This window comes from Pseudomonas sp. Z4-7, from assembly GCF_051131965.1.
Classification (GTDB): Bacteria; Pseudomonadota; Gammaproteobacteria; order Pseudomonadales; family Pseudomonadaceae; genus Aquipseudomonas.
The window spans coordinates 2,106,472-2,129,201 of the sequence record NZ_CP071642.1 but is presented as its reverse complement, the minus strand read 5'-3'; the positions used below and the strand labels follow the sequence as shown (position 1 = coordinate 2,129,201).

The following is a 22,730-nucleotide window of genomic DNA, read 5'->3' as shown; positions in this document are numbered from 1 at the left end:
TTTGCCTTGAGTGAGATCGACGATGAACCCAACCCTGAAAACCCATCGTGAACTGCTGGCCGACCGCACCCCGGGCCATGGCATGCCCGGCGGTCTGTTCGGCCGCGAGGATGTTTTTGAAACCGACGTCGATGTGTTTTTTACCAGACACTGGATTCTGGTGGGGGTCACCAGCGACGTTGCCGAACCCGGCGATGTTTCGACGATCGATATCGGCAAATCCTCGATCATCCTGGTCCGCGATGATGACGAGCATGTGCAGGCGTTCCGCAATGTCTGCCGGCACCGTGGGGCGCGCTTGAAACAGGCCGGCAAATCGACGGTGGGCATGCTGGTCTGCCCCTATCACCAATGGACGTACGACCTGGACGGCAGCCTGAAACATGCCGCGCACATGGGCAAGGATTTCGACCCGGGGTGCAAGAGCCTGATTCCGGTCCACACCCGCGTGGTGGGCGCCCATGTATTCGTCTGCCTGAGTGACGAGCCGCCGGAAGACATCCTGTACCTCGACCAGGTCATGACCCCGCGTTTCGCTCAGTACGATCTCAGCCATTCGAAGATTGCCTACGAGTCGGAAATCATCGAAAACGGCAATTGGAAACTGGTGATCGAGAACAATCGCGAGTGTTATCACTGCGCCGCCACGCACCCCGAATTGACCGCGTCGTTCCTGCCGGAAGACTTCGGCTTCTGCATCGACGGCCTGGGCGAGGACTCGCTCCTGGCACTCAAGGAATATCACCAGCGCAACGCCGATACCAGGCAAGACTGGGAAAACCAAGGCTACCTCTGTGAGGCCGTCGAACACTTGGGCGAGGACGCGGTGACTCAGTTCCGCACCCAGCGCCTGGCCATCGCCGGCAACGGCGAATCCCAGACCCTCGATACCCGCGTCGCCTGCACGCGCTTGTTTGGCGACCTCACCCGGCGCGATCTGGGCGACATGCACCTGTGGACCCACAACTCATGGAGCCACATCATGAGCGACCATGCGGTGGTCTCCTACATCATCCCGCTGGCGCCCGACAAAACCCTGGTGCGGACCAAATGGCTGGTGCACGCCGATGCCATCGAGGGCGTGGACTACCAGGTGGATAGACTGATCGAAGTCTGGGCGGCGACCAATCTCCAGGACGCCAACCTGGTCGGCATCACCCACAGCGGCACCCAGGACCCGGCCTATTCACCCGGACCGTTCTCGGCGTTTACCGAAACCTATGTCGACCAGTTTTCTCGCTGGTACGCGGCGCGTCTGGCCGCCCATGGCGTGTGAGGGATGGACATGACGACCTACGAAAAGCTGACGCGGCCCCAACGTTTTACCGACCCGACGACCTGGACCGCTTATGGCTCGCAATGGCACAGCGGCGAGCAGAAAACCTTGTCATGTTGCGCCGTGCACCAGGAAACCCATGACGTAAAGACGTTCGTGTTCCAATGCGCGGACTTCAGTGCGTTGAGCTTCGAACCGGGGCAATTCATCACGCTGTCGCCGGTCATCGGTGGGCAAACCATCGCGCGCTGCTACACGCTGTCCTCCTCCCCCACGCGCCCGTTCGCCTTTTCGATTACGGTCAAGCGCGTGCCGGGTGGCGTGGTCTCGAACTGGCTGCATGACCATCTCGAACCGGGAGACAACCTCAGGGCATCCGGCCCGGCGGGCAGTTTCACACCGGTGGGTCATCCGGCGACAAAACTGCTGTATCTGTCGGCCGGTTCCGGCGTGACGCCCTTGATGTCGATGACCCGCGCCGCCTGCGACATGGCGGCCAATCTCGACATCGTGTTCCTGCACAGCGCCCGTACGCCGGCGGATATCATTTTCCATGACGAACTGACGCGAATGCAGGCCGATATGCCCGGCCTGCGGGTCATTGGTATTTGCGAAGGGCTTGGCGCTGCCAGCCAGTGGCAGCAGCCGATCGGCCGGCTCGATTTGCCTTTGTTGAGCCAGCAAGTGCCTGACTACAACGAGCGGGAAATCTTCACCTGTGGTCCCCAGGGCTACATGGAAGCGGTCAAGTCGCTGCTCAGGGAAGCGGCGTTCGATTTTCGCCACTATCATCAGGAAAGCTTCGATATCGCGGTGCTGAATGAAGAACCGTTGATTGAGCAGGCCCCTTCACTCGACCAGCAACAGATGTTCATCGTCACCCTGTCGCGCTCGGGCAAGACCTTCAGCATGCCCGGCAACCAGACCGTGCTGAGCGCGGCAAAAAAAGCCGGGGCGATCGTGCCCTCCTCGTGCAGCCAGGGCATCTGTGGCACCTGCAAGACCGCCCTGCTGGAAGGCACGGTGGACATGAACCACAACGGCGGCATCCGGCAACGGGAGATCGACAAAGGCCTGCGCTTGCTCTGCTGCAGCAAGCCGACCTCCAATCTGATCATCGATCTCTAGCCGTCACGCCTGATCCGCTAGTCACTGCGCGCAGGCTTCTGCACAATCACCCTGCGCCTGACCCCAAACAAGACAGTGACCCAGCCCGATGAAACTGCAACCGTTGCCGCCGCTCAACAGCCTGGTGGCGTTCGAGGCCGCTGCTCGCCACCTGAGTTTCACCGTGGCGGCTCGTGAACTGAACGTCACCCAGGGCGCCATCAGCCGCCAGATACGCCTGCTCGAAGATTTTCTGGGCACGGCACTGTTCATCCGCACGACCCGTGAAATCAACCTCACTTCTACAGGCAGCCAGTATCACGAAAGCATTCGCGATACGTTGCAGCAGATTGCCCGCGCCACGGCTGGCGTTCGTCATTGGCAAGGCGCGCAGCAAGTCACCGTGGTCACCAGTACGGCGATGGCATCCCTGTGGCTGCTTCCGCTTGTTTCGGAGTTTCAGCGCCAGCACGAAGAGATCGACCTGCGCATCATCGCCACCGACCAGGTCGAGGACTTTTCCCGACTCGATTGCGATCTGGCGCTGTATTACTGCAGCAAGCCGCCCAACAACATGAAGGTCACCACGCTGTTCAGCGAAGAGATTTTCCCGGTGTGCAGCCCCGCGTACCTGGCGCAGCATCCCGAGGCCGGCAGGCTCGAACAGCTCGGCGCCTGCACCTGGTTATGGCTGGAGGATCAGCATCGGGACTGGATCGGCTGGAAGGAATGGTTCCGACGCCTGGGCCACCACGCGCCAGAGCCTCGTCGGCGGATCAACATCAACAGCTACTCGATGCTGATTCAGTCGGCGCTGGCCGGACAAGGTGTGGCCCTGGCCTGGTCGAGGTTGCTCGGCGACCACTTGCAGACCGGCAACCTTGTCCGCCCGACCGCTAGCCTCTTGCGCACCGATGCGCAGTTTTGTCTGCTGGAACCCTTGGGGCGCGCGCCGAACCGGCAAAGTGTCAATCGCTTCCGCGAATGGCTGATGACTTATCTTGCGCAGGCGGAGGGTGCCTGAGCAGTGGTGCGTCGAACCCAGAGCCGTTTATCAAACGGCTTCAAAAACCGCAACGGCGGCCGATAACCCTCACAAGAGCCCAGTGACTGGGTGGCTGGATTGCGGCGGGAACCGGTGATGACAGACATATATCTGCTGATAGCGAGCGGCACGGACCAGAGCGATGCGTACGTGCTGGGTTGGTTCGATGACAGGAACAAAGCCAGGGAAGTGGCCGAGCAGAAAGAATGGGAGGCTTATCGCGCCAGCCTGAAGGCGGAAAACCGTTGGTCAAGCCATAAACCGCTGGCGCCGGACAAGACCGAGTATCGGCGGTACTGGATCAAGACCGTGTCGAAGTTCGAATACGTTTCCGTCTCGAGGTCCCTGGCGGTTCACTGAAGCCTGCGGCCGATCATTCGAAAATTTAACGAACCGCGCGCGCTCGCCAGGGGTCTAGAACACTAAGCCCATCTGAAGAGAGCGTCCTCATGTTGAAATTTCTTGGTGGTACCGTCGGGATCATTTTCCTCATCGGCCTAATCGTGGTCATTGCCCTGTTCAAGTTCATTTTCTGACCCGGACAGCGGTAGCACGTGCTGCGCTACCGCTGGTTTTTCATGGCTCCGATGCTGGCAGGGACGCGAGGATCTGTGCTCGGCAGACCTCGAGTATTTCGCCAGCCAGCGGAGCATCGTCCGGGCACGCGCGCGAGAGCATGATCGCGCCGATAGCCTGGGCGAGCAGGCCAAGCATCTTTGCCCGGCCCCCCTCCTCTTGCGTCTCAAGCTTTTTTTCAAGCGAAGCCAGGGTGCTTTCGACGCCGCTGGCGAAAGTCGCCTTCAACTCGTCTGACTGACGCGCCGCATCCCCGCACAACGCCGCCATGGTGCAACCGTGCCCCCGCGCATCGCGGTGTTCCCTGGATAGATACATCGCAAAAAATCCGGCTACATCAAGCTCGCCGGTGCTGGCCAGCGACTGCGACAGGCTGTTCGCGGAAGCCTCAGCCATCAGGTCGGCCTTCGAACCGAAATGTTTGTAGAAGCCTCCATGGGTAAAACCCGCAGCGGCCATCAGGTCCGCCACGCCTATTCCGTCAAAGCCGCGCTCGCGGAACAACACGGACGCCGTCTCGACGATGTGCTCGCGGTTTGCCTGTGCCTGGGCCTTGGTCACTCTCATTTGCGTATGCCTCGTGGCCGCTCGAATCAAGCCCTCATCATACATAGATGCCGAGCATAATCAAATTCGTTGACAGTTTAGATTTCGGTCATCATCCTAGAAACAAGCGGTACGAAACCTCCTCCACAGGCACGGACACAAGACCCATGACCAACCAGATTCTCTTCACCCCGCATAAACTGGGCTCCCTCACCCTTGCCAACAGAGTCGTGCTGGCACCACTGACCCGCAACCGGGCCGGGAAAGGCTTCGTTCCCAGCGAACTCGCGGCGACCTATTACAGCCAGCGGGCATCGGCAGGTTTGCTGATCGCCGAGGCCACGCAGATTTCGCAACAAGGTCAGGGCTACCAGGACACGCCAGGAATTTATACCCAGGCGCAGATCGACGGCTGGCGCACCGTCACCGATGCGGTACATGCCAAAGGCAGTCGGATTTTCCTGCAGCTATGGCATGTCGGGCGTGTTTCCCACGTTGCCCTGCAGAAAAACGGCGCAGCGCCGGTCGCGCCCTCCGCCCTTCGCCCGGCCACCAAGGTGTTCGTCAATAACAGTTTCGAGGACGTGTCTGAACCACGAGCGCTCGACGTCAGCGAGCTGCCAGGGATCGTCGACGATTTTCGCCAAGCGGCCTCCAACGCCATTGCCGCCGGGTTCGATGGCGTAGAAATCCACGGTGCGAACGGCTACTTGCTTGATCAGTTCATCAAGGATGGCGCCAACGTGCGCACCGATGCATACGGCGGCTCGATTGAAAACCGCGCGCGCCTGCTGCTGGAGGTGACCGCCGCCGTCGTGGGCGAGATCGGTGCCGGGCGCACGGGTCTGCGCATCTCGCCGGTATCGCCAGCCAATGGCGTGTCCAGCAGCGCACCGCAGGCGCAGTTCGACTACATCGTCGACCAGCTCAACACGCTGGACATCGCCTATATTCACGTTGTCGAAGGCGCCACTGCCGGACCGCGCGACGTGGCGCCCTTCGATTTTGCCGGCTTGCGCCAACGCTTCAACAACACCTACATCGCCAACAACGGTTACGACTTGGAGCTGGCGACTGCGCAACTGCTCGAAGACAAGACCGACTTGATCGCCTTCGGTCGGCCGTACATTGCCAATCCGGACCTGGTGGAGCGCCTCAAGTCCAACGCCCCCTTGGCTGCGCTCAACCCAGCCACCCTCTATGGCGGCGGCGCAGAGGGCTACATCGACTACCCGACGTTCGCCGAATCCGGCACCCGCAACTGAAGTTGATCGCACATTTCCTCCCCCTGAAGAGACCGACACCATGACCACTCGCAAAACCGTCCTCATCACTGGCGCCTCCACCGGCATCGGCGCGGTCTACGCCAGGCGCTTCGCTCAACGCGGCCACGATCTGGTGCTGGTAGCCCGCGACAACGCGCGGCTGGAAGCGCTGGCAAGCGAACTGCGCAATGAACACAACGTCAGCGTCGATGTGCTCCAGGCCGACCTCACCCAAACCGGCGATCTGCACAAGGTCGAGGCCCGCCTGCGCGATGACGACAGCATCGGCATCCTGATCAACAACGCCGGCGCCGCCCAGTCCGGCAGTTTCATCGAACAGACCACCGACAGCGTCGCGCACCTCGTTGCGCTCAACACCACCGCGCTGGTTCGACTCGCCAGCGCCATCGCCCCGCGCCTGGCAAACGCTGGCGAAGGCGCAATCATCAACATCGGCTCGGTGGTCGGCCTGGCACCGGAATTCGGCATGTCGGTCTACGGCGCAACCAAGGCCTTTGTGCTGTTCCTCTCCCAAGGGCTGAGCCTCGAGCTTTCGCCCAAAGGCGTCTACGTCCAAGCCGTGCTGCCGGCAGCCACCCGTACCGAAATCTGGGAGCGCGCCGGCATCGACATCAATACGCTGAGTGAAATCATGGAAGTGAGCGACCTGGTGGATGCCGCGCTGGTCGGCTTCGATCGCCGCGAAGGCGTAACCATTCCACCCTTGCAGGACGGCGCGCGTTGGGATGCGTTGCAGGCGGCGCGGCAGGGACTGCTGTCGCAGATCAAGCAATCGACGGTTGCCGAGCGCTACAAAGCCTGACGTTTCACCGCGAAAGTGCTCCGGTGCTGGGGGGTTCGTCCTCGGCGACACCCAGACGGATCCGTCCGGTCAACTCTTCACCATGAAAAGCCGCCCGGGTTTCTACATTATCGCGCTGACGTTGGCCATCGCGCTGACTTATGCGGTCGTCGAGTTTATCGTTGAGTTCGGTGTAGCCAGCGCAGCGCACCGGGTCAGGCCTTGGCTGGCCCGAACCGGGCGCCGATCTAATAAAGTCTGTGGCGGTTTTTTCGTACTTTTTGGGGTGAGCCTGCCGATTCATAACTGAACGGTGTGCTTCTGGCATGTAAAACCGTGATCATTGGCCAACCATCGAACGCTCAGGTCGCAACAACATGACAGACGTAGAGACGGCTATTGCTGAGTGGGAGCCGCTTGATCTCGAATGGCATCAGGGTTTCGCCTTCCTGGAAGGCGTGCTGCTGGGCGACGGGCAAGTGCCGGACGTGTACATCCTGCTCAGCCCTGAAGGCGCACACCCCGACGCGATAGCGAAAGCTGCCAGTGACGGGCGTTATCCGCCCTCGCCTCTGGTTGCCGGCCAGCCGGTCTGGCGGCATCGACGCAACCCCTGGGTTTTGCGTGACGCCTTGCGCGACTATTACCTGCTTCCCGCCTACCAACAGCGCTACGGCTATCACGCGCTCCAGGCCCTGGCGTTTCGGTTCGACAAGGCCCTGGAAAACCTTGGCCACCAGTATTGGCGCGATGCGTCCGCCGCCTATTGGTTCGGCGAATACGCAATCACCGAAATCCTTCAGGCAAAGCCCGCCAGCCTGGCCCCGGTGCCATCGTCGCCAGCCTCGGTGACGGCAGCGTCTGCCCTGTTCAGCGACGGGGTGAGTATCTTTCTCCAAGGCAGATTCATCGCCAGCGCGACGGCGCGGGTGCGTTATTGCAACCACCCTTCCTATCGAGTGATTGACGGCCAGGTCTACAAGGGCTTCAAACCCCTGCATCAGAAGGACGGCACCCCATTGCCGATCAGCAATCCGGACGACTTCCGGATGCTCGCCGAACGCTGGGGAACCGACGGGCAGTCGATCATCGTGCAGGCGCAGCAAGGTTCGAGCATTGCCTATGAGTATTTCTATCGCATCGACAATGCCGACCTGGCGACCTTCACCGTGCTTAACGAACGTTACGCCAAGGACCAGCAACGCGCCTATTACCTGACCGGCAAGACCCTGCGCTACGTTGGTGATTTTCGGCTGCTGAAGAACTGCCATCCGGCGTTCGACGAGTGCGGCCGCGTGGTTGGCAGCAGCGAAAGCGAGGATGAGAATTTCGCCGTGGACGACCTGTACGTCTACGCCGCCGGGACGCGTCTGCGTGACGCCCACGGCCCGAGTTTCCGCCACTTGGGGTTCGATTATTACCGTGATCAACATCACGTCTACAAACGCCAGAAACGCCTGGATGTCGACGCGGAAAGCTTCGTCGTGACCCAGCTCTGTGGCGATGACCTGGACTACTCGCCTGTGCTCGCAGGCGACAGGAAGGGTCCGCTGGGTTCTGGCGGAATCATCGATGCGGCCATGCAACAGGCATGGGCGCCCTACTTCGAGGCTCATCCGCAACTGCAGGGTTACTGGTGGCATCGTTTGCAGGTATCGCCTGAAGCTGCAGAAGCGCAAACAGAAACGCCGCCGTTACAAGCCATCGGCCTCGGTTTCGAAGTCGGCCGCCAGGTGTACTTCCATGGCCGCGTTATCAACGGGCTGGACGCAACAAGTTTCAAATTGCTCGACACACACCTGTGCGGCGACGCCCAGGGCCTTTATCTGATTCCGTTTCATAACGCCGAGACGCAAGTGCCCGAACGGTTTTCCCAGGAGCCGGTTGAACACTTCCGCTCACTCGGCGACCCCTATCTCACCGACGGCAAAACCGTATTCTGCCACCGGGTCTTCTATCATCCCCCTGAACCGATTCGTAAGGCTCAGGTAGGCAGTTTCGAGTCTTGCGGGCATGGTTGGGCCAAGGATCGGGACGCGGTTTATTACTACGGCGAGGCGAAAAAAAAGCTGCATCCTTGCGACACTCGCATTCTCGGTACTTATGCCGTTAGCCCCACGCTGATCTTCTCGGAAGGCAAGTGCCTGGATGTGGCTTTCGAGCCTGACGAAGTCCGCGTGCCGCATCCCGATTTCCTGCAGTTGGGTACACGCAAACTGTTCTGCCATCGGCGGCCGCTGAGTGCCAAGCGTATCGACCTGGGCACCATGGAATTCCTGACGGAGCGTTATGCCCGAGACAAGCACCGAATCTACCACTACGACGGCTATGCGAGCCTGACCGAGGTCGATGAAGCGCATTATCAGCAATCCCTTCGTGAGCCGTCCCATTCCTAGCCGCCGGCGATGTTCTATCATGAGCCAGCGCTCATGACGCGCATCCTCAAATCGCCGGATACCCTTCACATGAGAGACCTGCCGCCGACCGCTACATTACGAGCCTTTGAAGTCGCCACCCGCCATGCGACCTTTACCGCAGCCGCGCAAGAACTGCATGTCACCCAAAGCGCGGTCAGTCACCAGCTCAAGCACCTGGAATCCCTTTGGGGATTGCAATTGTTCGAACGTGGCAAGTCACTGCGCCTCACCGCCGCGGGGGCCACGCTGGCGCCCATCGTGCGCGAGTTTTTCATGAGCCTTGAAGCGACCCTGGGCGATCTGCGCGAGCAGAAAGGCAGGGTTCGACTCGAAGTCAGCACCACGTATTCCTTCGCACTGAAATGGCTACTGCCCCGCTTGCCGAATCTCTCCCGCCTGCACCCGGAGTTGTTGGTCTCGCTGGACACTACCGACAAGATCATCCACTTCTCCAGTGCCCAGGCCGACGTGGCGATCCGGCTCGGCAAGGGCAACTACCCCGGCCTGTATTCGGAATTTCTCTTCGGCGAGCAGGTTTTTCCGGTGGCGAGTCCCTATCTGCTGCAGCGCTTGGGGACGCCACGCAGCCCTGCCGAACTGTTGCACTATCCGTTGCTGACCCGGGATGGCGCCGAGCTGGTGCCGAAATGGGAGATGTGGTTCGAGAAGGTCGGGCTGGAATTCTTGCCACTCAAGGAAAGCGTCAGGTTCGGCGACACCAACATGACGGTCGAGGCAGCCCTGCTCGGCCAGGGCGTTGCCTTGGTGCGCAGCGGGCATGTTGAAAGCGAAATCAGCGATGGCCGCCTGGTGCGGCTGTTCGACGTGCCATTCCCGTCACCACTGGCCTACTATTTTGTCTGTCCCAAGGGCATCGAATCGCAGCCGCATATCGTCAGCTTCCGCCAATGGTTGATCGGCGAGGCGTCGACCGTCCAACGCGCTTATGAAAATGCATGAGGTTTTACTCATGAAACGATGAGGAGACTTCGCTGTAGTACAGGCATCTGCGTTGCCTAGAATGGCGCATGCCTATCCATATCATCTCACTGGTTCTTTTCGCCGCGCTCCTGCATGCCAGCTGGAACGCCTTGCTGCGCGGCGGTGCCGATCGGCTGTGGTCAATGACGATCATGTGCATCGCCATCGCCGTGACCTGCGTCGTCGCCGCAGCATTCATGGTCCCACCGGCTGCCGCCAGTTGGGGTTATGCGGTGCTTTCAGCCGTACTGCACGTCGGCTACAACCTGTTCCTGGTGCGCAGCTACCGCGTCGGCGACCTGGGACAGGTCTATCCGATTTCCCGTGGCTCATCACCGGCACTGATCGCCCTGGGCGCCGCCGTCTTCGCCGGAGAAAGCATCGCCCCCGGCGTCCTGCTGGGGATTGCGCTGGTGTCCGGCGGGATCATTTCCCTGGCCTTCAGGGGCCGCAAACTGTCGGTGCCCAGCCTGCCCTACGCGCTGGGCACGGGCTGTTTCATCGCCGCCTATAGCGTCGTCGACGGCATCGGTGCCAGGCTCTCCGGCGCGCCGCTCGCCTATACCGTCTGGATGTGCGCCTTGTGGGGCGTGATGATGCCGATGGTCTACATCGGCCTGCGCGACGCACGCAGCCTGTTCTCCGTCCGCCCCGGAATATTCAGCGCCGCGGCCGGTGGGTTGGTCTCCTTGCTGGCCTATGGAATAGTCATCTACGCCATGAACGAAGCGCCCCTGGGGGCGGTATCGGCATTGCGCGAAACCAGCGTGCTGTTTGCGGCGCTGATCGGCGCCATCTTCCTCGGCGAGACACTCACCGCCCGCCAGATCCTGGCGTGCGCAGTGATCGTCTGCGGCACCATTATCATCGGCTGACACGGCCAACTGCTCAGGAGGGCTATTCAACATGGTCAACGACTCGCAGGCACCGCTGATCCTGATAACCGGCGGAAGTCGCGGAGTGGGCGCCGCCACCGCGCGGCTGGCCGCCGCACAAGGCTACGACGTCGCGATCAGCTACGTTGCCAACGAGCCCGCGGCGCTGGCCGTGGTCGCGGATGTAGAGGCACTCGGACGCCGCGCGCTGGCCATGCGCGCCGACAGTGCCGACCCCGAACAGGTCGCCGATCTGTTCGCGGCCATCGACCGCTCGTTCGGGCGCATCGACGTCCTGGTCAATAACGCGGGGATGCTGTCGGCTCAGTCACGCCTGGAAGACCTTGGCTTCGAGCGCATGCAGCGCATCTTCGCGGTCAACTCCATCGGCCCGATTCTCTGCGCCCAGCAAGCAATGAAGCGCATGGCGTACCGGCATAACGGCCCGGGTGGCGCGATCATCAACGTCTCTTCGGCATCGGCGCGCCTTGGCAGCCCCAATGAATACGTCGACTACGCGGCCTCAAAGGGCGCCTTAGAGACCTTCACCATCGGCCTCGCCAAAGAAGTGGCCCGGGAAGGCATACGTGTCAACTGCATTCGCCCCGGACACATCTACACCGAAATGCACGCCAGCGGCGGCGAGCCCGGGCGGGTTGATCGGGTGAAGGACTCGATCCCCATGGGTCGGGGCGGCCAACCGGAGGAAGTGGCACGGGCGATTTTATGGCTGGCGGGTGGAGAGGCCTCGTTTGTGACGGGGACGTTTCTTGATGTGACTGGGGGGAAGTGAGTTTTGCCTGGGTGAAAGGCTGAGAAGCCTAACGCTGTTCACCCAAGAGAAACGGCAGACCCGTGGCGAGGGAGCTTTCTCCCGCTCGACTGCGAAGCAGTCGTAAAACCAGCGGGTGCGGTGGGTCTGATGCTCCGCTCTCGGCAGATCAGGGCGCGTCCGGTACTTCTTTCCAGCCCTTCTTCAAATAGACATCAGCGACAATTTTCCGGATAAAAAAGCAATATCCAATGGGGAGGCACATAACTGGTATACCCATCCAAGGTGGGCCCGCTAGATCTCCTCAAACTTGAGGGGATCGACTTTCAGCTCTTTCAGCATGGCGAGGATGTCGCGCTTCACGTTGTCGTGGCGCTTGCCCGTGACGTTGGCAATCTCCAGAGAGGACATCGTGGTGCGCGACACGATTCGCGCATCAGCAAATTATGTCGCGACATTCAGCTGGGTATTGATATGTGGTTGGGGTTGCATATAATCGGTCTCACAAAGTGTTATCTAATCAGCCGACCTCGACCGTCGGCTTTTTTGTGCCAGGGTTTTGTGTCCGCTCAATTGATTAGTGCGAACCCAAAGGGCACCGATCCGCGCATACGCAGAAAATTAAGCGATAGATTTCAAGTTTGGCCGGGGCGAACAGAGCAAATGCTCGGCCTTGCGTCCCAACTCCCCCGCCTTCGCTTCAACCTGGCGGCATTGCTTGGCGAACGCTGGCAAAAGCGGCAGGTCTTGCTCGCACATCACTTGGTCGTCAAATACTCCGCTGCCGGTGTCGATGGCGTCGCCCAAGGCGCGGATCAACGCGCCGAAACTTTTGTTCGCGCATTGGTCGCTGGTCATCTGGCGGGCGCCGGTCAGGCCGTGACGGCTTGCCAGCTCGTTCAGGCAGTGGTCGCGAAAATCAGGCTCAAGGGCGTTCACCCACGACTCTTCCAGCCAAGAAGGCATTTCCTGATCGCCGTTCAGCCAGCGCTGGACACGCTTGAGCCAACGGCCGGTTGCTTTGATGAACTCACCAACGTCGTTTTGGCGGGCCAGCTCTCCAAAGTCAGGAACCTTTGCCAGCTCGATTTTCGAAGCACGCACAGCCAGATAGATCTCGCGGCTTAGCGCCTGGGCAAAGTCATCCTGGCCAAGGCTCGTGCGCGCAATCTGGTTTTGGGCGTGGGCGACCAGCACCTGATCATGGATTTGAGCGGTGTGTCTGGAACTGGACGTTTGCACGGGCTGCTCTCTTCTAATCTGGCTTCAATAGAACGGCGGACAGGGGATGCCGCTTAGGCGACCTGGGCTTTCTTTGCAGCCTTGAACTTGCCTTTGGGAAGAACTTGGATCTGGTATTGCTGGAAGTCAGGGATGGTTTCCCTACATGGTCACGGCACTCGGGCGAATGCGCAGTGCCCATGCCACCTTTGTCTTGCAGCCGAAGAACTCGGCGACCTCATGCGTATTCATTTCGCTTCCTCGCTCGACTCTGACCAAATTTCAGCATGCTTAATTTATATAGTCAACGGCGCTTCCTGCCTACTGCATGCTTAAATTCAGTTAACTTAATATCGAGTCCATGGAAAGACATGAACGTATTGCCCGAGCCATACAGCTCAGCGGGAAAAAGAAGGGCGAGATTGCGGCGCTTTGTGGCGTCGCAAATTCTGCTGTTACTCAATGGATTACTGGCGAGAGTAAAAGCCTGCGGCCAGAGAATCTCTACGCCTTGGCCAAAGCCACGGGCTTCAGGGCTGAGTGGCTTGCCATCGGTGAAGGGGACGAGCAGGAGGTCTCGGAGGCGAACGTGTCCAGCACTGCGCAACCAACCCTATCTTCCCGCTATCCGGTTATTAGCTGGGTGTCTGCCGGCGCCTGGTCCAAAGCAGTTGAACCCTACCCCGCTGGAATTTCGGATCGCTACGAGTTCTCAGAGTACAACTCGAAGGGGCCGGCGTTCTGGCTTGAGGTCAAGGGCGACTCCATGACGTCACCTGTCGGCCAAAGCGTTACAGAAGGCACGCTAATCCTGGTGGACACTGAGGCAGAGGCGGCACCCGGGAAGCTGGTGATCGCCAAATTACCGGATAGCAACGAAGCGACTTTCAAGAAGCTGGTCAATGACGGCGGCAAGCTCTTCTTGAAACCACTGAACCCAGCTTGGAGGATCGAGCCGTTCACTGAGTACTGCCGGATCGTTGGGGTTGTGGTCCGGGCGCTGCAGAAATTCTAGTTTTTTGGTAGGGCTTCGTGATAAAGGTAGCTGAATACCGATCGCCGCCCTCATATTCTCAACTTGATAAAGTATTTTATATGAACAACCTTAAGCTAGAGAATGTTGAGTTAAGTCAGCTTCACTTTGACCCAGAGAACCCACGACTTCCAAACTCTCTTAAGCATCAAAATGATGAGTCCGTTCTAAAGTATCTGCTGCTTGAGTGTAATTTGATAGAGCTGATGCTTTCTATCGGTGAGCATGGTTTTTTTGCTGGCGAACCTCTTTTGGTCGTTCCTAGAGCGGAGGGTGGCTTTACCGTTATCGAAGGTAATCGACGCCTGGGAGCCCTTAAATTACTCCAGCCTGATGTGGTGCCTCCGGTAAAGCCTTCTCAAGTCAAAGATGCCCGCGCGATAACAACAAATGTACCTACTTCAATACCTGTTCTGAAATTTGAACAGCGGGATAGAATTCTCAGCTATCTCGGTTATAGACACATTACAGGCATTAAAGAATGGGACGCCCTAGCCAAAGCTCGGTATCTAAGGCAACTAAGGGTTCGCCATGGCGCTGATCACAACGAAGCACACAAAGCGCTTGCTAAAGAAATCGGAAGTAAGGCGGCTCATGTCGCCAAACTACTAACAGGTCTAACCCTGCTAGAAAAAGCACGAGATAGTGGCTTACTCAATACGATCAAGCTAGAAGAGGACGACATACAGTTCTCACTTCTAACAACAGGTATTGGATACTCGAACATATGTGAATTTATTGGTCTCAAGTCAGCTTCCGATGTGGATGCAGCGGACCTTAAGCAAGAAGAATTTTCAGAGTTTTTTACCTGGGTATTCGATAAATCACATGGCCCCACTAAACTTGGGGAATCGCGAAATCTTGAAAAGTTAGCACGTGTCGTACACAACCAACAAGCTATCAGCGAATTACGTCGCGGAGTCCCTTTAGAAACTGCTGATCTGTACACAAGTGGGCCGTTAGAAGCACTTAGAAATTTGCTACGAGAAACTGAGGAGAGGATCGACAGCGCCATGACAACTCTCAGCGTTGCCGAAGGAATTAATACGTCCGACATAGATCAGGCTAGTCGAATAAAGAAAGCAGCAACCGCACTTCACGCGGCTCTCCACGGCCTACTAAATCAGATCGAATAACATGATAATTCTAGATAAGCCTAGAGATTCGGATATCCATACGCTGGCTGATTTCTCAGAGCTCCTGTGCCTTGTTACTCAAGACCGAGTGTGCTCCAGAGAGACTATATCCGATCAAATCAAAGACGTTGGGGAAAGCAAGGTGCGGGAGGCAGATCTCAACGACTGCTTTAGCCACTTGGAATGGCGCTCACAAGCGTTTGGTGATTACTATCCTTTCACCGTGGACTCAAGCTCTAAAACCTTTAGTGCTCTCGAAGAGCTAACGGATAAGCAGCGTCTTTATACGTTGCTTTTACTTTGCGCGAACCTACCGTTTCTTACTAATAGAGAAACCATCACCGACGCGTTCGAGCGAGTGGCGTTTATTGCACTGAAAGCATCTTGGCCCATACCAGCAAACATCAAAGCTTTTGGAAAGAATGAAACGGACTATACCGGCGCCAAGTGGGAAAGAATAAACGCTCTGGCTTCACACATTGGCGGAAGAGGATTGTGTAGTGAGGCAACGTTTCGCGGGAGAGACACCGGCGATGGAGGAATTGATTTAGTAGCTTGGCTGGGGATGGACCCATTCGAATCTAGAAATATCCCCTCTGCATTAGGACAATGCGCCTGTTCAAGGACTGATTGGGTCACCAAGCAAACAGAGATTTCACGAGATAGGTTGAATAATTTTATTCACCCATCGCATCCATGGATGCAACTAATTTTTATACCTCACAGCTTTAGAAACAATCATGGAGCTTGGGCCGTTGATGGCGAGATAGCTGCAACTATAATTTTTGATCGATTAAGGATATTGAATAACTTCGCGGAGGCGATAGATTGGGCTTATCTTTCACCACCTCCACTTTTTGAGACCTTCCTTGAACATCGTCTAGAGCTGGTCTGATTACCAAATATTCGGAAGCGCTCTCGCTACGGCCTCGAACATTGGAGGCGGAACGGCGTTACCTATGACCCGATAACGGTGACGTAACATATTGTAAGAAAAATCCTTTTTATTATCAGCTATCGTAGCGGGGAAAATCATATCTCCGCCGTGTGTTGTGTAACGAGGCATAAAGCCTTGCAAGCGAGCTGCCTCACGGTATGAGAATCTCCGTGCCGGGGCCTCTGATTCAAACACCCAACTATCTGTATGAATTCTTTGCAGTGGTGGGCTCACTGGATGCAAAGGCATATGCCGCATATGGCTTACAATCGTTTTACTAATTTCGTCCCAACCGCGACGACGATTCCTCGACAGGTAGTACCAATGAAACGGATCTTCGCAATACTCGCCTTCCGGCCAATCTGGAAGCCCAGCTAAAGCCTGGCCAATACTAAAATACGGTTGACCTGCCAAAGGACCATGGGAGGCTTGAGGGAACGAAAAAGCTGCGCCGATATCCTTTCTGATGCCAACAATTACTAATCGCTTTCGCTCCTGAGCTACACCGTACTCGTGTGCATTCAGCTGCTGCCAGTGAACATCATAACCATGTGCACCAGCTTCAGAAAATCGTTTTAGCTGGTCTTCTAGCAGGTGACGATAAGTGCTACGGCGAAGGCCCGAAACATTCTCAGCGATAAACGCTTTCGGCTGCATAACATTTAGCGCCCGAGCGAACTCGACATAAAGAGTGTTTATCTTGCGATCTGCTTCCCGGGCACCACCCTGGCTAAAGCCTTGGCACGGGTAGCATCCGACCAATAAGTCGGCAGCAGGAAAACTGCTAATCCCTCTAACGTCCCCAAGCTGATAATCAGTCGCTTCGAAATTCGCGAGATAAACATCCTTGGCGTAAGCAAGAATGTCATTTGCCATAATGACGTCAAATCCTGCGGCCATAACGCCCGCGTCAGAGCCGCCACATCCTGAAAAAAGTGATACTGCTGTAGGCATTTATTTCCCCTCAATGGGCGCATTATACGATGACCTAGGGCTAAAGGTGTATCTGTCGTCACGTAAGCCCACCCTCCCGCAAGGTGGTCGCCTAAGGCTCGGCTATCCCTGTCCTTCCTTAGGAATGGCCGATAGTGGAACCCGTGCTTTCACCCCATCTCCCTTGGCCCTTGTCAAAAAATGCTTGGAGCAAGACTGTATACCTATACAGTTATAAAAGGGCGCGTCATATCCAGCAGAACGCAGCCGTAGAATCGCAGCCAAAGAATTCCTACGAGCTTGTAGGACGTCGAATCCAGCGCCTCATCGCCTCGCCCGCCGTTCAAAAGACTCAGGCCGTTATCGTATCCAGGCGCGGGGACGAAAGCTCGAAGGCTTGGCACCGGGTCGTTCAGGAGATCGAAGAAACCAGTGGCGTTCGAATAGAGCGGATGGAAGACGGAGCCGTCAGGATTGGCTAGCGCGAATACCGCGAAGCATGAATGGGCCCGCCATCGAGCGGGCTTTTTAATGCCTGCTAATTTCAGCATAGTGAATTACCTAACTTAGCATGTTTGCAGCGTTAATTTCAGTTTACTTAAATTCAGTCCATCGAGACGCCATACCGACTCGCCAGGGCCTACTCAGACCCGCCGCTCTTTAGCCCCACCCCTTGCCGGATTACCACCGGCCCAGATTCAAAGGCAGCGATGAACCGGCCTAAACGGTTCAGAGGTACTTCATTGCTAACGGGTCCCCAGCGATGTGCATTTTTGTCGTCACGATTTCATCCTGACGGGACGGGTCGGCATCGATCTTAGCGATTTCTTCCTTTGGCTCTGGGCTCACCCCGCGATCGGGCACGCTGAGCAAGTTCTGCACCGAGTAGTTCATCTCAGGCTTAACTCCGCACACATGCCATCGAGCATTCCTATCTGGAGCTGCGCAACAGCGCCAACCCCAACCACCCGATGGCCTCAGGATGGATCGCAATTCCAGACGCGGTTTCGATGGATGAGGCCCAGGCCGCGAAGCTGTTCTACGGCGGCGGCGCCTGGCACCGAGTGAAGGTAGCAGCGTGAGACTTTTCCGCACCAACAACGCAAACGAAAGACTTGGCTAGCACTGCCGGCCAGTGGAATTGAAGGAGCAGGCCATGGCGAGGACCGGGGCAGAATGATCAGCCAAAGCAGCAGCAAAGCGGATCGAGTACGACGAGAAGGAATTGCGGCATCGCTGCCGGCTCGGCACGCGGAAGAAGCTGGAAGAGCTCATGGCCTGGAACGAGGATACCGAACAGGCATCGGTGGTTGAGGGCTGCCTGCGTTACGCCATTCACTTGGGCGCGATGGTGCGCGGGAAGCATTAAAAACGCGCCGCGAAATCGCTATTAGCGGAAACGTGGCGCGTGCGTTTCGGAATCAAAGCCTGGCGGAGCTAAAGCGTGATCCAGGCGACGATATTATTTTTCCAGTATAAATATTAACCTACTGCTGACAACTGCACTTTGAGTTGTGGGTATGGATACGTTGCGCTACGCGGTTCCACTTTGTAATGAAACATTGCGGTACTCTTCTCATGATCAGCATTTAAAAAATCAACTCCTAGCCAGCCGTCTATCTCTTCATCATCGTCATTGAATTTTACTTTGAAGCTAGTTGAATCATTCCTGTTGAGTACATGAAGCGAGCGATTTAGATTTGAGAGCCGAGATCCAAAATCGAATTCCAATCGAGTGACTGCGTGTCCAAGATTCCTGATTTGAAAATCCATTTCATGCTCCTTACCAGAGTGAGAAGATCCGCCTCCATCTACGACAAAAAAAGGCTTGATTTCCTTAGCTCTCAACTGCCTCACGGTTTTAAGATTTTCCAGATCTGCTTCAACTTGAGCACGGGTCACCTCAACCAACTCACGCTGCTGATCTACTGAATTTTTTAGTTCCTGTGCTTGAAGTCGCAATGCATCCGAGCTGAGCTTCAATTCACGCCCCTGCTGCAAGAAACCCAGCACCAGCCAAAGGAAGGCGACAGGCCCGAACGCTCCAGCGAGGAAGTCTCCCAGTTCGTTCAATTCCAGATTAAGAAAGCCATCAAGCTTAAATGAAACCGTCGTCCCGATTATTAATAAGTAGATGACGGTTCCCAACACCCCCCAGAACTCCAATTTTTTCGCCACACGCTACTCCCTCTCCCAGCCTCATGTCCGTCGCCCGTAATACCCCAACCCAAACCAAATTGCCACTGGGCGCAGCGCCACGGCGGTTAGCGGCGCAGAACGTGCTGATCCACTCGCTCCCCGGTGCTCGTGTCGACAATGATCATGTCCCACCAAGTGTCACTGGGGGCGGTTGTAAGCTTGTATAAGCGACCAGCGACAAGATCAACGTCTCGGAGCTTTCGATCCAAAGAACTGGCAGTGCCTACCCAATACCTGAGTTCCAGTCGATGCCTACCCGCAGTGAGTCGATATTCTGTTTGGGTAGCGAGTGCGAAATTGGTTTTCCTGCCGTCAATAGTGGCAATGAACAGTGACTTGTCGGTTAGGCCGATACGCGCAACGTCAGAATCCGGTAATCCTTCAGCTGCTTTTTCGGTGTAAGAGATACAGCCACTGGTAACAGTAATTACCAAGGCAATTGCTAAGGCTCGTAGCGCGCTCGCTTTCGACATATCTGCATCCAGATCCATGTGGAACATACGCAGCATTCAACCCTAAATAAAATCAAATTGCCACCACCGGTCACGGAGGGCGGCGCTTGACTGGAAATCAACTATGACCATCACCGCACCGGTGATCCGCTACCACGGTGCCAAGTTCCGGCTTGCGCCGTAGGTGCTGCAACACTTTCCGCCTCACACCTGCTACGTCGAATCGTTCGGCGCCGCCGGCGTCCTGATGTAGAAGCCTCGATCATATGCCGAGGTGTACAACGACCTGGACGGCGACATCGTGGACCTGTTCCGCGTCCTGCAGGATCCGGTGACGCGATCGGGGCTCACAGAGCGCCTGGTCTTCACGTCGTACTCCCGCGAGGAATGCGAACTTCCGTGGGAGCCGAGCAGCGATCCGATCGAGCGAGCCCGGCGCACCATCATCCGCGCCCAAATGGGCCTAGGTTCAGCCGGCGCTACCAAGGGCGTCACCGGCTTTCTAATCGACACGAAGCGGCAGTACGGCACGGCCCAATCGCTTTGGGCGACTTACCCCGAACAGCTGGCCGAAGTTGGTCAGCGCCTGAGCGGTGTCTGATGGAGAACAGGCCGGCCATCGAGATCATCAAGGCGCATGACGGCCTGCAAACACTGCACTACGTCGATCCGCCGTAGGTGCATGACACCCGATACAAAGGCGCATCGAGCGGTCGCTACTACAAGCACGAAATGGACGACGCGGCGCCCCGTGAATTGCTCCGCGTTTTGCTCGAGCTAGAAGGAATGGTCGTGCTTCCGGATATTTGAGCGACCTTTATGCGGAACTGCTGCCGGATTGGGCGTGCTACAGCACTTCGGCGCGAATTAGCGCCAGCCGCGGCACTGCAAGCCGAACCGAGTGCGTCTGGCTGGGCCCGGCATGTGTCGATCGGGTCAGCCAGATCGGGCTGGAATTTGTTGAGCGCGTGTGACGCTATTTGTCTGCCACTGCCAAGTCGACAAACAACCTTCATTGTTTCGTAGAGGCACACGCCTGAAAACTTCTCCATGTTGCCTGTACGATTCTTATTTGGCTCATTACCTCCTGATACATGAAAAAGAACTCTTGCTCTTCAAAAGCTTCAGCATTTATCGCGCTATCAACAAGCCGACGAATTTCAGTCATGCCAGCTAAGATGCCAAAGTAGCCACGCACGAGATCCCCCTTACCAAGTTCATGTGCAGGAAGCTGGCTTAGAGAGTGTAGTGAAGACTCTAGCCAGTTCTTATTAACAAGTTTCCAGCTCTCCTTGAAGGCGAACGAAGATGGCTTTCGCTCAATAAAGACTGACAAAATTGTGGCAAAAATTGACGCACTTTCAACCACCGCTATAAGCGCTGCAACCTTGTCACGCGCAATTTTATCTGCCGTTTTCAATTGAGCTGAGCGTTGTGAAGATGCAACCCAGATTGCGATACCAAGCGCGGCAATCGAACCGAATGCTTGAACCCACGACGCCAGCCCCGGGTGTCCTTCGATCCAGCAAGAAACCACTTCCCAACTCATAACTCACTCCCCTGCAGATCCCAGAACTATACCGGCGAGGATCCCCTATGTCCGCAAAACAGAAGAAACACCTCCTCGATTTCAAAGCCCAATATGGACTTGGCTTCAATCCTCAGGACGATGAGATCATTGTCGATTTCTTCTGTGGTGGCGGTGCTGGCACCGGCCTGGAGATGGGGCTGGGCCGCACGGTGAACGTGGCGAAGAACCATAGCCCGCAAGCCATCAGCATGCACACCGTGAACCATACGGGCGCGGTGCACTTCACCACCGACGTTTTCGATGGTGACCCAGACACCGGGTGCGGCGGCAAGGCCGTCGGCTGATTCCATATGTCGCCGGAATGCACGCACCACAGCCGCGCAAGCGCGAAATCCAGAACCTGTCTTGGATCGGTCTGAAGTGGGGCGGAAAGAAGAAACCCCGCCTGATAAGCCTGGAGAACCTAAAGCAGATCCTCCAATGCTGGTGGACGGGAACCACTTCGCCAGGCTCGGCGATATCGCCGCTCAGTTTCACGACGCGGTCGGTAACGCTTGCAGCGTTGGCGATCAGCGGCCCCCATTTCCTGGTGCCTGACCCGAAACGCCGCGGGCAGACCTGGGCCGTGTTCGTCGCCGAGCTGCAACGCCTGGGCTATGCCGTGGCATGGCGTGTGATCAAAGCCTGCGACTTCGGTGCCCCGACCAGCCGTGAACGCCTGTTCATGATCGCCCGGTGCGACAGCAAGCCGATCGTGGGCCGGAGCCAACCCACGCGAAGAACCCGGTCAAAAGCCAGCAGAAGTGGAAGACCGCCGCCGACTGTATCGACTTCAGCGACCTGGGCAGAAGCATTTTCGATCGCAAGAAGGACCTTGCCCGGCCACCCTGCGTCGCGTTGCAAAGGGCATGAAGAAGTTCGTCATCGACAACCCGGCGCCGTTCATTGTGTCGATCGCGAATTGGTCCGGCGAGCTTGCGCAATCGTCGGCGGAGCCCCGGCGCACCATCACTAGCTGGCCCCGCGGCGGCTCGTTCGCCATGGCTAGCCCTGTAATTGCGACCGCTACACACCAAGGCAGCCTCAGGGTTAACGACCCGATGTACCCATTGCCTACCGTTACATGCGCCAACCGCGGCGAACTGACGCTGATTAGTCCGGGAATGGTCGGCGCCGGTGGCCCTGAATACAGCGGCAAGCCAACGACGGCCGATCAGCCGGTCGGGACGCTGATGACGCAGAACCACCGCGCGATCGCCGCGGCGCACCTGCTGAAGTTCCGCTTCAACGACGCCGGCAAGGCGCTTGATGAGCTGCTACCTACCATCACCAGCTGCGGCAACTACCAGCGGCCAGCCGGCGCCGCTCACGCCATGGGCATATCTACAATTTTCATGGCCCAGATGAATGGCGGGTTCAACACTACGTTTGCCAAGGGCATGGACGAGCCGCTGACAACGGTGACAAACACCGGAAGCCAGCAGCAGCTGGTGTCGGCCCACTTGGTGCTTCTCACCAAAACCCAGCAGGTGCACATGTGCGGCAACAGCGTCAGTCCGCCACCGATGGCCGCGCTGGCCAAAGCAAATGACCCTTGGCGACTGGCTCAGCGGCAAATCGCAGCAT

General features: G+C 57.3%; 23 protein-coding genes and 3 pseudogenes. 18 read left to right on the top strand and 8 right to left on the bottom strand.

The features are described from left to right. The first annotated feature begins 22 nt into the window (after positions 1 to 22). The 4 genes from J3P91_RS09630 (at position 23) to J3P91_RS09615 (ending at position 3,788) form a co-directional block, all read left to right on the top strand. A complete protein-coding gene (locus J3P91_RS09630; protein ID WP_434603649.1) occupies positions 23 to 1,276 on the top strand; it encodes an aromatic ring-hydroxylating oxygenase subunit alpha in 1,254 nt (417 codons plus the stop codon). Between the two features lie 9 nt (positions 1,277 to 1,285). Further along, a complete protein-coding gene (locus tag J3P91_RS09625) occupies positions 1,286 to 2,404 on the top strand; it encodes an FAD-binding oxidoreductase (RefSeq protein ID WP_434603647.1) in 1,119 nt (372 codons plus the stop codon). A gap of 88 nt (positions 2,405 to 2,492) precedes the next feature. Next, positions 2,493 to 3,407, top strand: a complete 915-nt coding sequence (locus J3P91_RS09620; RefSeq protein WP_434603645.1) for a LysR substrate-binding domain-containing protein — start codon at positions 2,493 to 2,495, stop codon at positions 3,405 to 3,407. A gap of 117 nt (positions 3,408 to 3,524) precedes the next feature. Next, entirely contained in the window at positions 3,525 to 3,788 is a 264-nt protein-coding gene (locus J3P91_RS09615; protein ID WP_434603643.1) for a hypothetical protein, read from the top strand. 216 nt (positions 3,789 to 4,004) lie between these two features. Here the strand turns inward: J3P91_RS09615 and J3P91_RS09610 are convergent, their stop codons facing one another. Beyond that, the gene (locus J3P91_RS09610) at positions 4,005 to 4,571 is read right to left on the bottom strand and encodes a TetR/AcrR family transcriptional regulator (protein WP_434569065.1); all 567 of its coding nucleotides are present in this window, start codon (positions 4,569 to 4,571) and stop codon (positions 4,005 to 4,007) included. Positions 4,572 to 4,717: 146 nt separating this feature from the next. Here J3P91_RS09610 and J3P91_RS09605 point away from each other — a divergent pair, with 146 nt between their 5' ends. The 7 genes and pseudogenes from J3P91_RS09605 (at position 4,718) to J3P91_RS09575 (ending at position 11,683) form a co-directional block, all read left to right on the top strand. Beyond that, on the top strand, positions 4,718 to 5,815 hold the full coding sequence (locus tag J3P91_RS09605) for an alkene reductase (protein WP_434603641.1): 1,098 nt from the start codon (positions 4,718 to 4,720) through the stop codon (positions 5,813 to 5,815). Positions 5,816 to 5,855: 40 nt separating this feature from the next. After that, positions 5,856 to 6,638, top strand: coding sequence for an SDR family NAD(P)-dependent oxidoreductase (locus tag J3P91_RS09600; protein WP_434603639.1), 783 nt, complete (start codon positions 5,856 to 5,858; stop codon positions 6,636 to 6,638). A gap of 106 nt (positions 6,639 to 6,744) precedes the next feature. Continuing rightward, positions 6,745 to 6,927: pseudogene (locus J3P91_RS09595) on the top strand (LysE family translocator); the annotation flags it as partial. Between the two features lie 67 nt (positions 6,928 to 6,994). Then, positions 6,995 to 9,013 (top strand): DKNYY domain-containing protein, encoded by a 2,019-nt coding sequence (locus tag J3P91_RS09590; protein WP_434603637.1) that lies wholly within the window; start codon positions 6,995 to 6,997, stop codon positions 9,011 to 9,013. A gap of 69 nt (positions 9,014 to 9,082) precedes the next feature. Then, positions 9,083 to 9,994, top strand: coding sequence for a transcriptional regulator GcvA (gene gcvA, locus J3P91_RS09585; protein WP_434605045.1), 912 nt, complete (start codon positions 9,083 to 9,085; stop codon positions 9,992 to 9,994). 68 nt (positions 9,995 to 10,062) lie between these two features. Then, the gene (locus J3P91_RS09580) at positions 10,063 to 10,890 is read left to right on the top strand and encodes an EamA family transporter (protein ID WP_434603635.1); all 828 of its coding nucleotides are present in this window, start codon (positions 10,063 to 10,065) and stop codon (positions 10,888 to 10,890) included. A 31-nt stretch (positions 10,891 to 10,921) separates the two neighbouring features. Further along, positions 10,922 to 11,683, top strand: a complete 762-nt coding sequence (locus J3P91_RS09575) for an SDR family oxidoreductase (RefSeq protein WP_434603633.1) — start codon at positions 10,922 to 10,924, stop codon at positions 11,681 to 11,683. Between the two features lie 273 nt (positions 11,684 to 11,956). Here J3P91_RS09575 and J3P91_RS09570 read toward each other — a convergent pair whose 3' ends face one another. Both J3P91_RS09570 and J3P91_RS09565 read right to left on the bottom strand, forming a co-directional pair. Further along, entirely contained in the window at positions 11,957 to 12,088 is a 132-nt protein-coding gene (locus J3P91_RS09570; RefSeq protein ID WP_434603631.1) for a Rha family transcriptional regulator, read from the bottom strand. A gap of 195 nt (positions 12,089 to 12,283) precedes the next feature. Continuing rightward, positions 12,284 to 12,904 (bottom strand): hypothetical protein, encoded by a 621-nt coding sequence (locus J3P91_RS09565; RefSeq protein WP_434603629.1) that lies wholly within the window; start codon positions 12,902 to 12,904, stop codon positions 12,284 to 12,286. 340 nt (positions 12,905 to 13,244) lie between these two features. On the opposite strand from J3P91_RS09565, the gene J3P91_RS09560 reads away from it, so the two are divergent. The 3 genes from J3P91_RS09560 to J3P91_RS09550 all read left to right on the top strand — a co-directional run bounded on the left by J3P91_RS09560 (position 13,245) and on the right by J3P91_RS09550 (position 15,947). Further along, positions 13,245 to 13,898, top strand: a complete 654-nt coding sequence (locus tag J3P91_RS09560; RefSeq protein ID WP_434603627.1) for a LexA family protein — start codon at positions 13,245 to 13,247, stop codon at positions 13,896 to 13,898. 80 nt (positions 13,899 to 13,978) lie between these two features. Further along, the gene (locus J3P91_RS09555; protein WP_434603625.1) at positions 13,979 to 15,052 is read left to right on the top strand and encodes a ParB N-terminal domain-containing protein; all 1,074 of its coding nucleotides are present in this window, start codon (positions 13,979 to 13,981) and stop codon (positions 15,050 to 15,052) included. A 1-nt stretch (position 15,053) separates the two neighbouring features. Continuing rightward, on the top strand, positions 15,054 to 15,947 hold the full coding sequence (locus J3P91_RS09550) for a hypothetical protein (protein WP_434603623.1): 894 nt from the start codon (positions 15,054 to 15,056) through the stop codon (positions 15,945 to 15,947). On the opposite strand, the gene J3P91_RS09545 is transcribed toward J3P91_RS09550, so the two are convergent. Then, the gene (locus tag J3P91_RS09545) at positions 15,948 to 16,943 is read right to left on the bottom strand and encodes a DNA cytosine methyltransferase (RefSeq protein ID WP_434603621.1); all 996 of its coding nucleotides are present in this window, start codon (positions 16,941 to 16,943) and stop codon (positions 15,948 to 15,950) included. Positions 16,944 to 17,173: 230 nt separating this feature from the next. Here J3P91_RS09545 and J3P91_RS09540 point away from each other — a divergent pair, with 230 nt between their 5' ends. After that, positions 17,174 to 17,404, top strand: coding sequence for a DUF1654 domain-containing protein (locus J3P91_RS09540; protein ID WP_434605043.1), 231 nt, complete (start codon positions 17,174 to 17,176; stop codon positions 17,402 to 17,404). A gap of 247 nt (positions 17,405 to 17,651) precedes the next feature. Here the strand turns inward: J3P91_RS09540 and J3P91_RS09535 are convergent, their stop codons facing one another. Next, the gene (locus J3P91_RS09535; protein WP_434603619.1) at positions 17,652 to 17,816 is read right to left on the bottom strand and encodes a hypothetical protein; all 165 of its coding nucleotides are present in this window, start codon (positions 17,814 to 17,816) and stop codon (positions 17,652 to 17,654) included. Positions 17,817 to 18,126: 310 nt separating this feature from the next. Here J3P91_RS09535 and J3P91_RS09530 point away from each other — a divergent pair. Further along, positions 18,127 to 18,401: pseudogene (locus J3P91_RS09530) on the top strand (hypothetical protein). Between the two features lie 3 nt (positions 18,402 to 18,404). Here the strand turns inward: J3P91_RS09530 and J3P91_RS09525 are convergent. After that, on the bottom strand, positions 18,405 to 19,100 hold the full coding sequence (locus J3P91_RS09525) for a hypothetical protein (protein ID WP_434603617.1): 696 nt from the start codon (positions 19,098 to 19,100) through the stop codon (positions 18,405 to 18,407). Positions 19,101 to 19,186: 86 nt separating this feature from the next. Next, on the bottom strand, positions 19,187 to 19,621 hold the full coding sequence (locus tag J3P91_RS09520) for a hypothetical protein (protein WP_434603615.1): 435 nt from the start codon (positions 19,619 to 19,621) through the stop codon (positions 19,187 to 19,189). A gap of 226 nt (positions 19,622 to 19,847) precedes the next feature. On the opposite strand from J3P91_RS09520, the gene J3P91_RS09515 reads away from it, so the two are divergent. Beyond that, on the top strand, positions 19,848 to 20,174 hold the full coding sequence (locus tag J3P91_RS09515; RefSeq protein WP_434603613.1) for a hypothetical protein: 327 nt from the start codon (positions 19,848 to 19,850) through the stop codon (positions 20,172 to 20,174). 411 nt (positions 20,175 to 20,585) lie between these two features. On the opposite strand, the gene J3P91_RS09510 is transcribed toward J3P91_RS09515, so the two are convergent. Beyond that, on the bottom strand, positions 20,586 to 21,122 hold the full coding sequence (locus J3P91_RS09510) for a hypothetical protein (RefSeq protein ID WP_434603611.1): 537 nt from the start codon (positions 21,120 to 21,122) through the stop codon (positions 20,586 to 20,588). A 47-nt stretch (positions 21,123 to 21,169) separates the two neighbouring features. Here J3P91_RS09510 and J3P91_RS09505 point away from each other — a divergent pair. Beyond that, positions 21,170 to 22,603: pseudogene (locus J3P91_RS09505) on the top strand (DNA cytosine methyltransferase); the annotation flags it as partial. Positions 22,604 to 22,730: the final 127 nt, after the last annotated feature.

Coding starts and splice junctions, on each gene's coding strand:
- J3P91_RS09630 (WP_434603649.1), top strand. CDS start 23: ATGAACCCAACCCTGAAAACCCATCGTGAACTGCTGGCCGACCGCACC.
- J3P91_RS09625 (WP_434603647.1), top strand. CDS start 1,286: ATGACGACCTACGAAAAGCTGACGCGGCCCCAACGTTTTACCGACCCG.
- J3P91_RS09620 (WP_434603645.1), top strand. CDS start 2,493: ATGAAACTGCAACCGTTGCCGCCGCTCAACAGCCTGGTGGCGTTCGAG.
- J3P91_RS09615 (WP_434603643.1), top strand. CDS start 3,525: ATGACAGACATATATCTGCTGATAGCGAGCGGCACGGACCAGAGCGAT.
- J3P91_RS09610 (WP_434569065.1), bottom strand. CDS start 4,571: ATGAGAGTGACCAAGGCCCAGGCACAGGCAAACCGCGAGCACATCGTC.
- J3P91_RS09605 (WP_434603641.1), top strand. CDS start 4,718: ATGACCAACCAGATTCTCTTCACCCCGCATAAACTGGGCTCCCTCACC.
- J3P91_RS09600 (WP_434603639.1), top strand. CDS start 5,856: ATGACCACTCGCAAAACCGTCCTCATCACTGGCGCCTCCACCGGCATC.
- J3P91_RS09590 (WP_434603637.1), top strand. CDS start 6,995: ATGACAGACGTAGAGACGGCTATTGCTGAGTGGGAGCCGCTTGATCTC.
- gcvA (WP_434605045.1), top strand. CDS start 9,083: ATGAGAGACCTGCCGCCGACCGCTACATTACGAGCCTTTGAAGTCGCC.
- J3P91_RS09580 (WP_434603635.1), top strand. CDS start 10,063: ATGCCTATCCATATCATCTCACTGGTTCTTTTCGCCGCGCTCCTGCAT.
- J3P91_RS09575 (WP_434603633.1), top strand. CDS start 10,922: ATGGTCAACGACTCGCAGGCACCGCTGATCCTGATAACCGGCGGAAGT.
- J3P91_RS09560 (WP_434603627.1), top strand. CDS start 13,245: ATGGAAAGACATGAACGTATTGCCCGAGCCATACAGCTCAGCGGGAAA.
- J3P91_RS09555 (WP_434603625.1), top strand. CDS start 13,979: ATGAACAACCTTAAGCTAGAGAATGTTGAGTTAAGTCAGCTTCACTTT.
- J3P91_RS09550 (WP_434603623.1), top strand. CDS start 15,054: ATGATAATTCTAGATAAGCCTAGAGATTCGGATATCCATACGCTGGCT.
- J3P91_RS09545 (WP_434603621.1), bottom strand. CDS start 16,943: ATGCCTACAGCAGTATCACTTTTTTCAGGATGTGGCGGCTCTGACGCG.
- J3P91_RS09535 (WP_434603619.1), bottom strand. CDS start 17,816: ATGAACTACTCGGTGCAGAACTTGCTCAGCGTGCCCGATCGCGGGGTG.
- J3P91_RS09520 (WP_434603615.1), bottom strand. CDS start 19,621: ATGTTCCACATGGATCTGGATGCAGATATGTCGAAAGCGAGCGCGCTA.
- J3P91_RS09510 (WP_434603611.1), bottom strand. CDS start 21,122: ATGAGTTGGGAAGTGGTTTCTTGCTGGATCGAAGGACACCCGGGGCTG.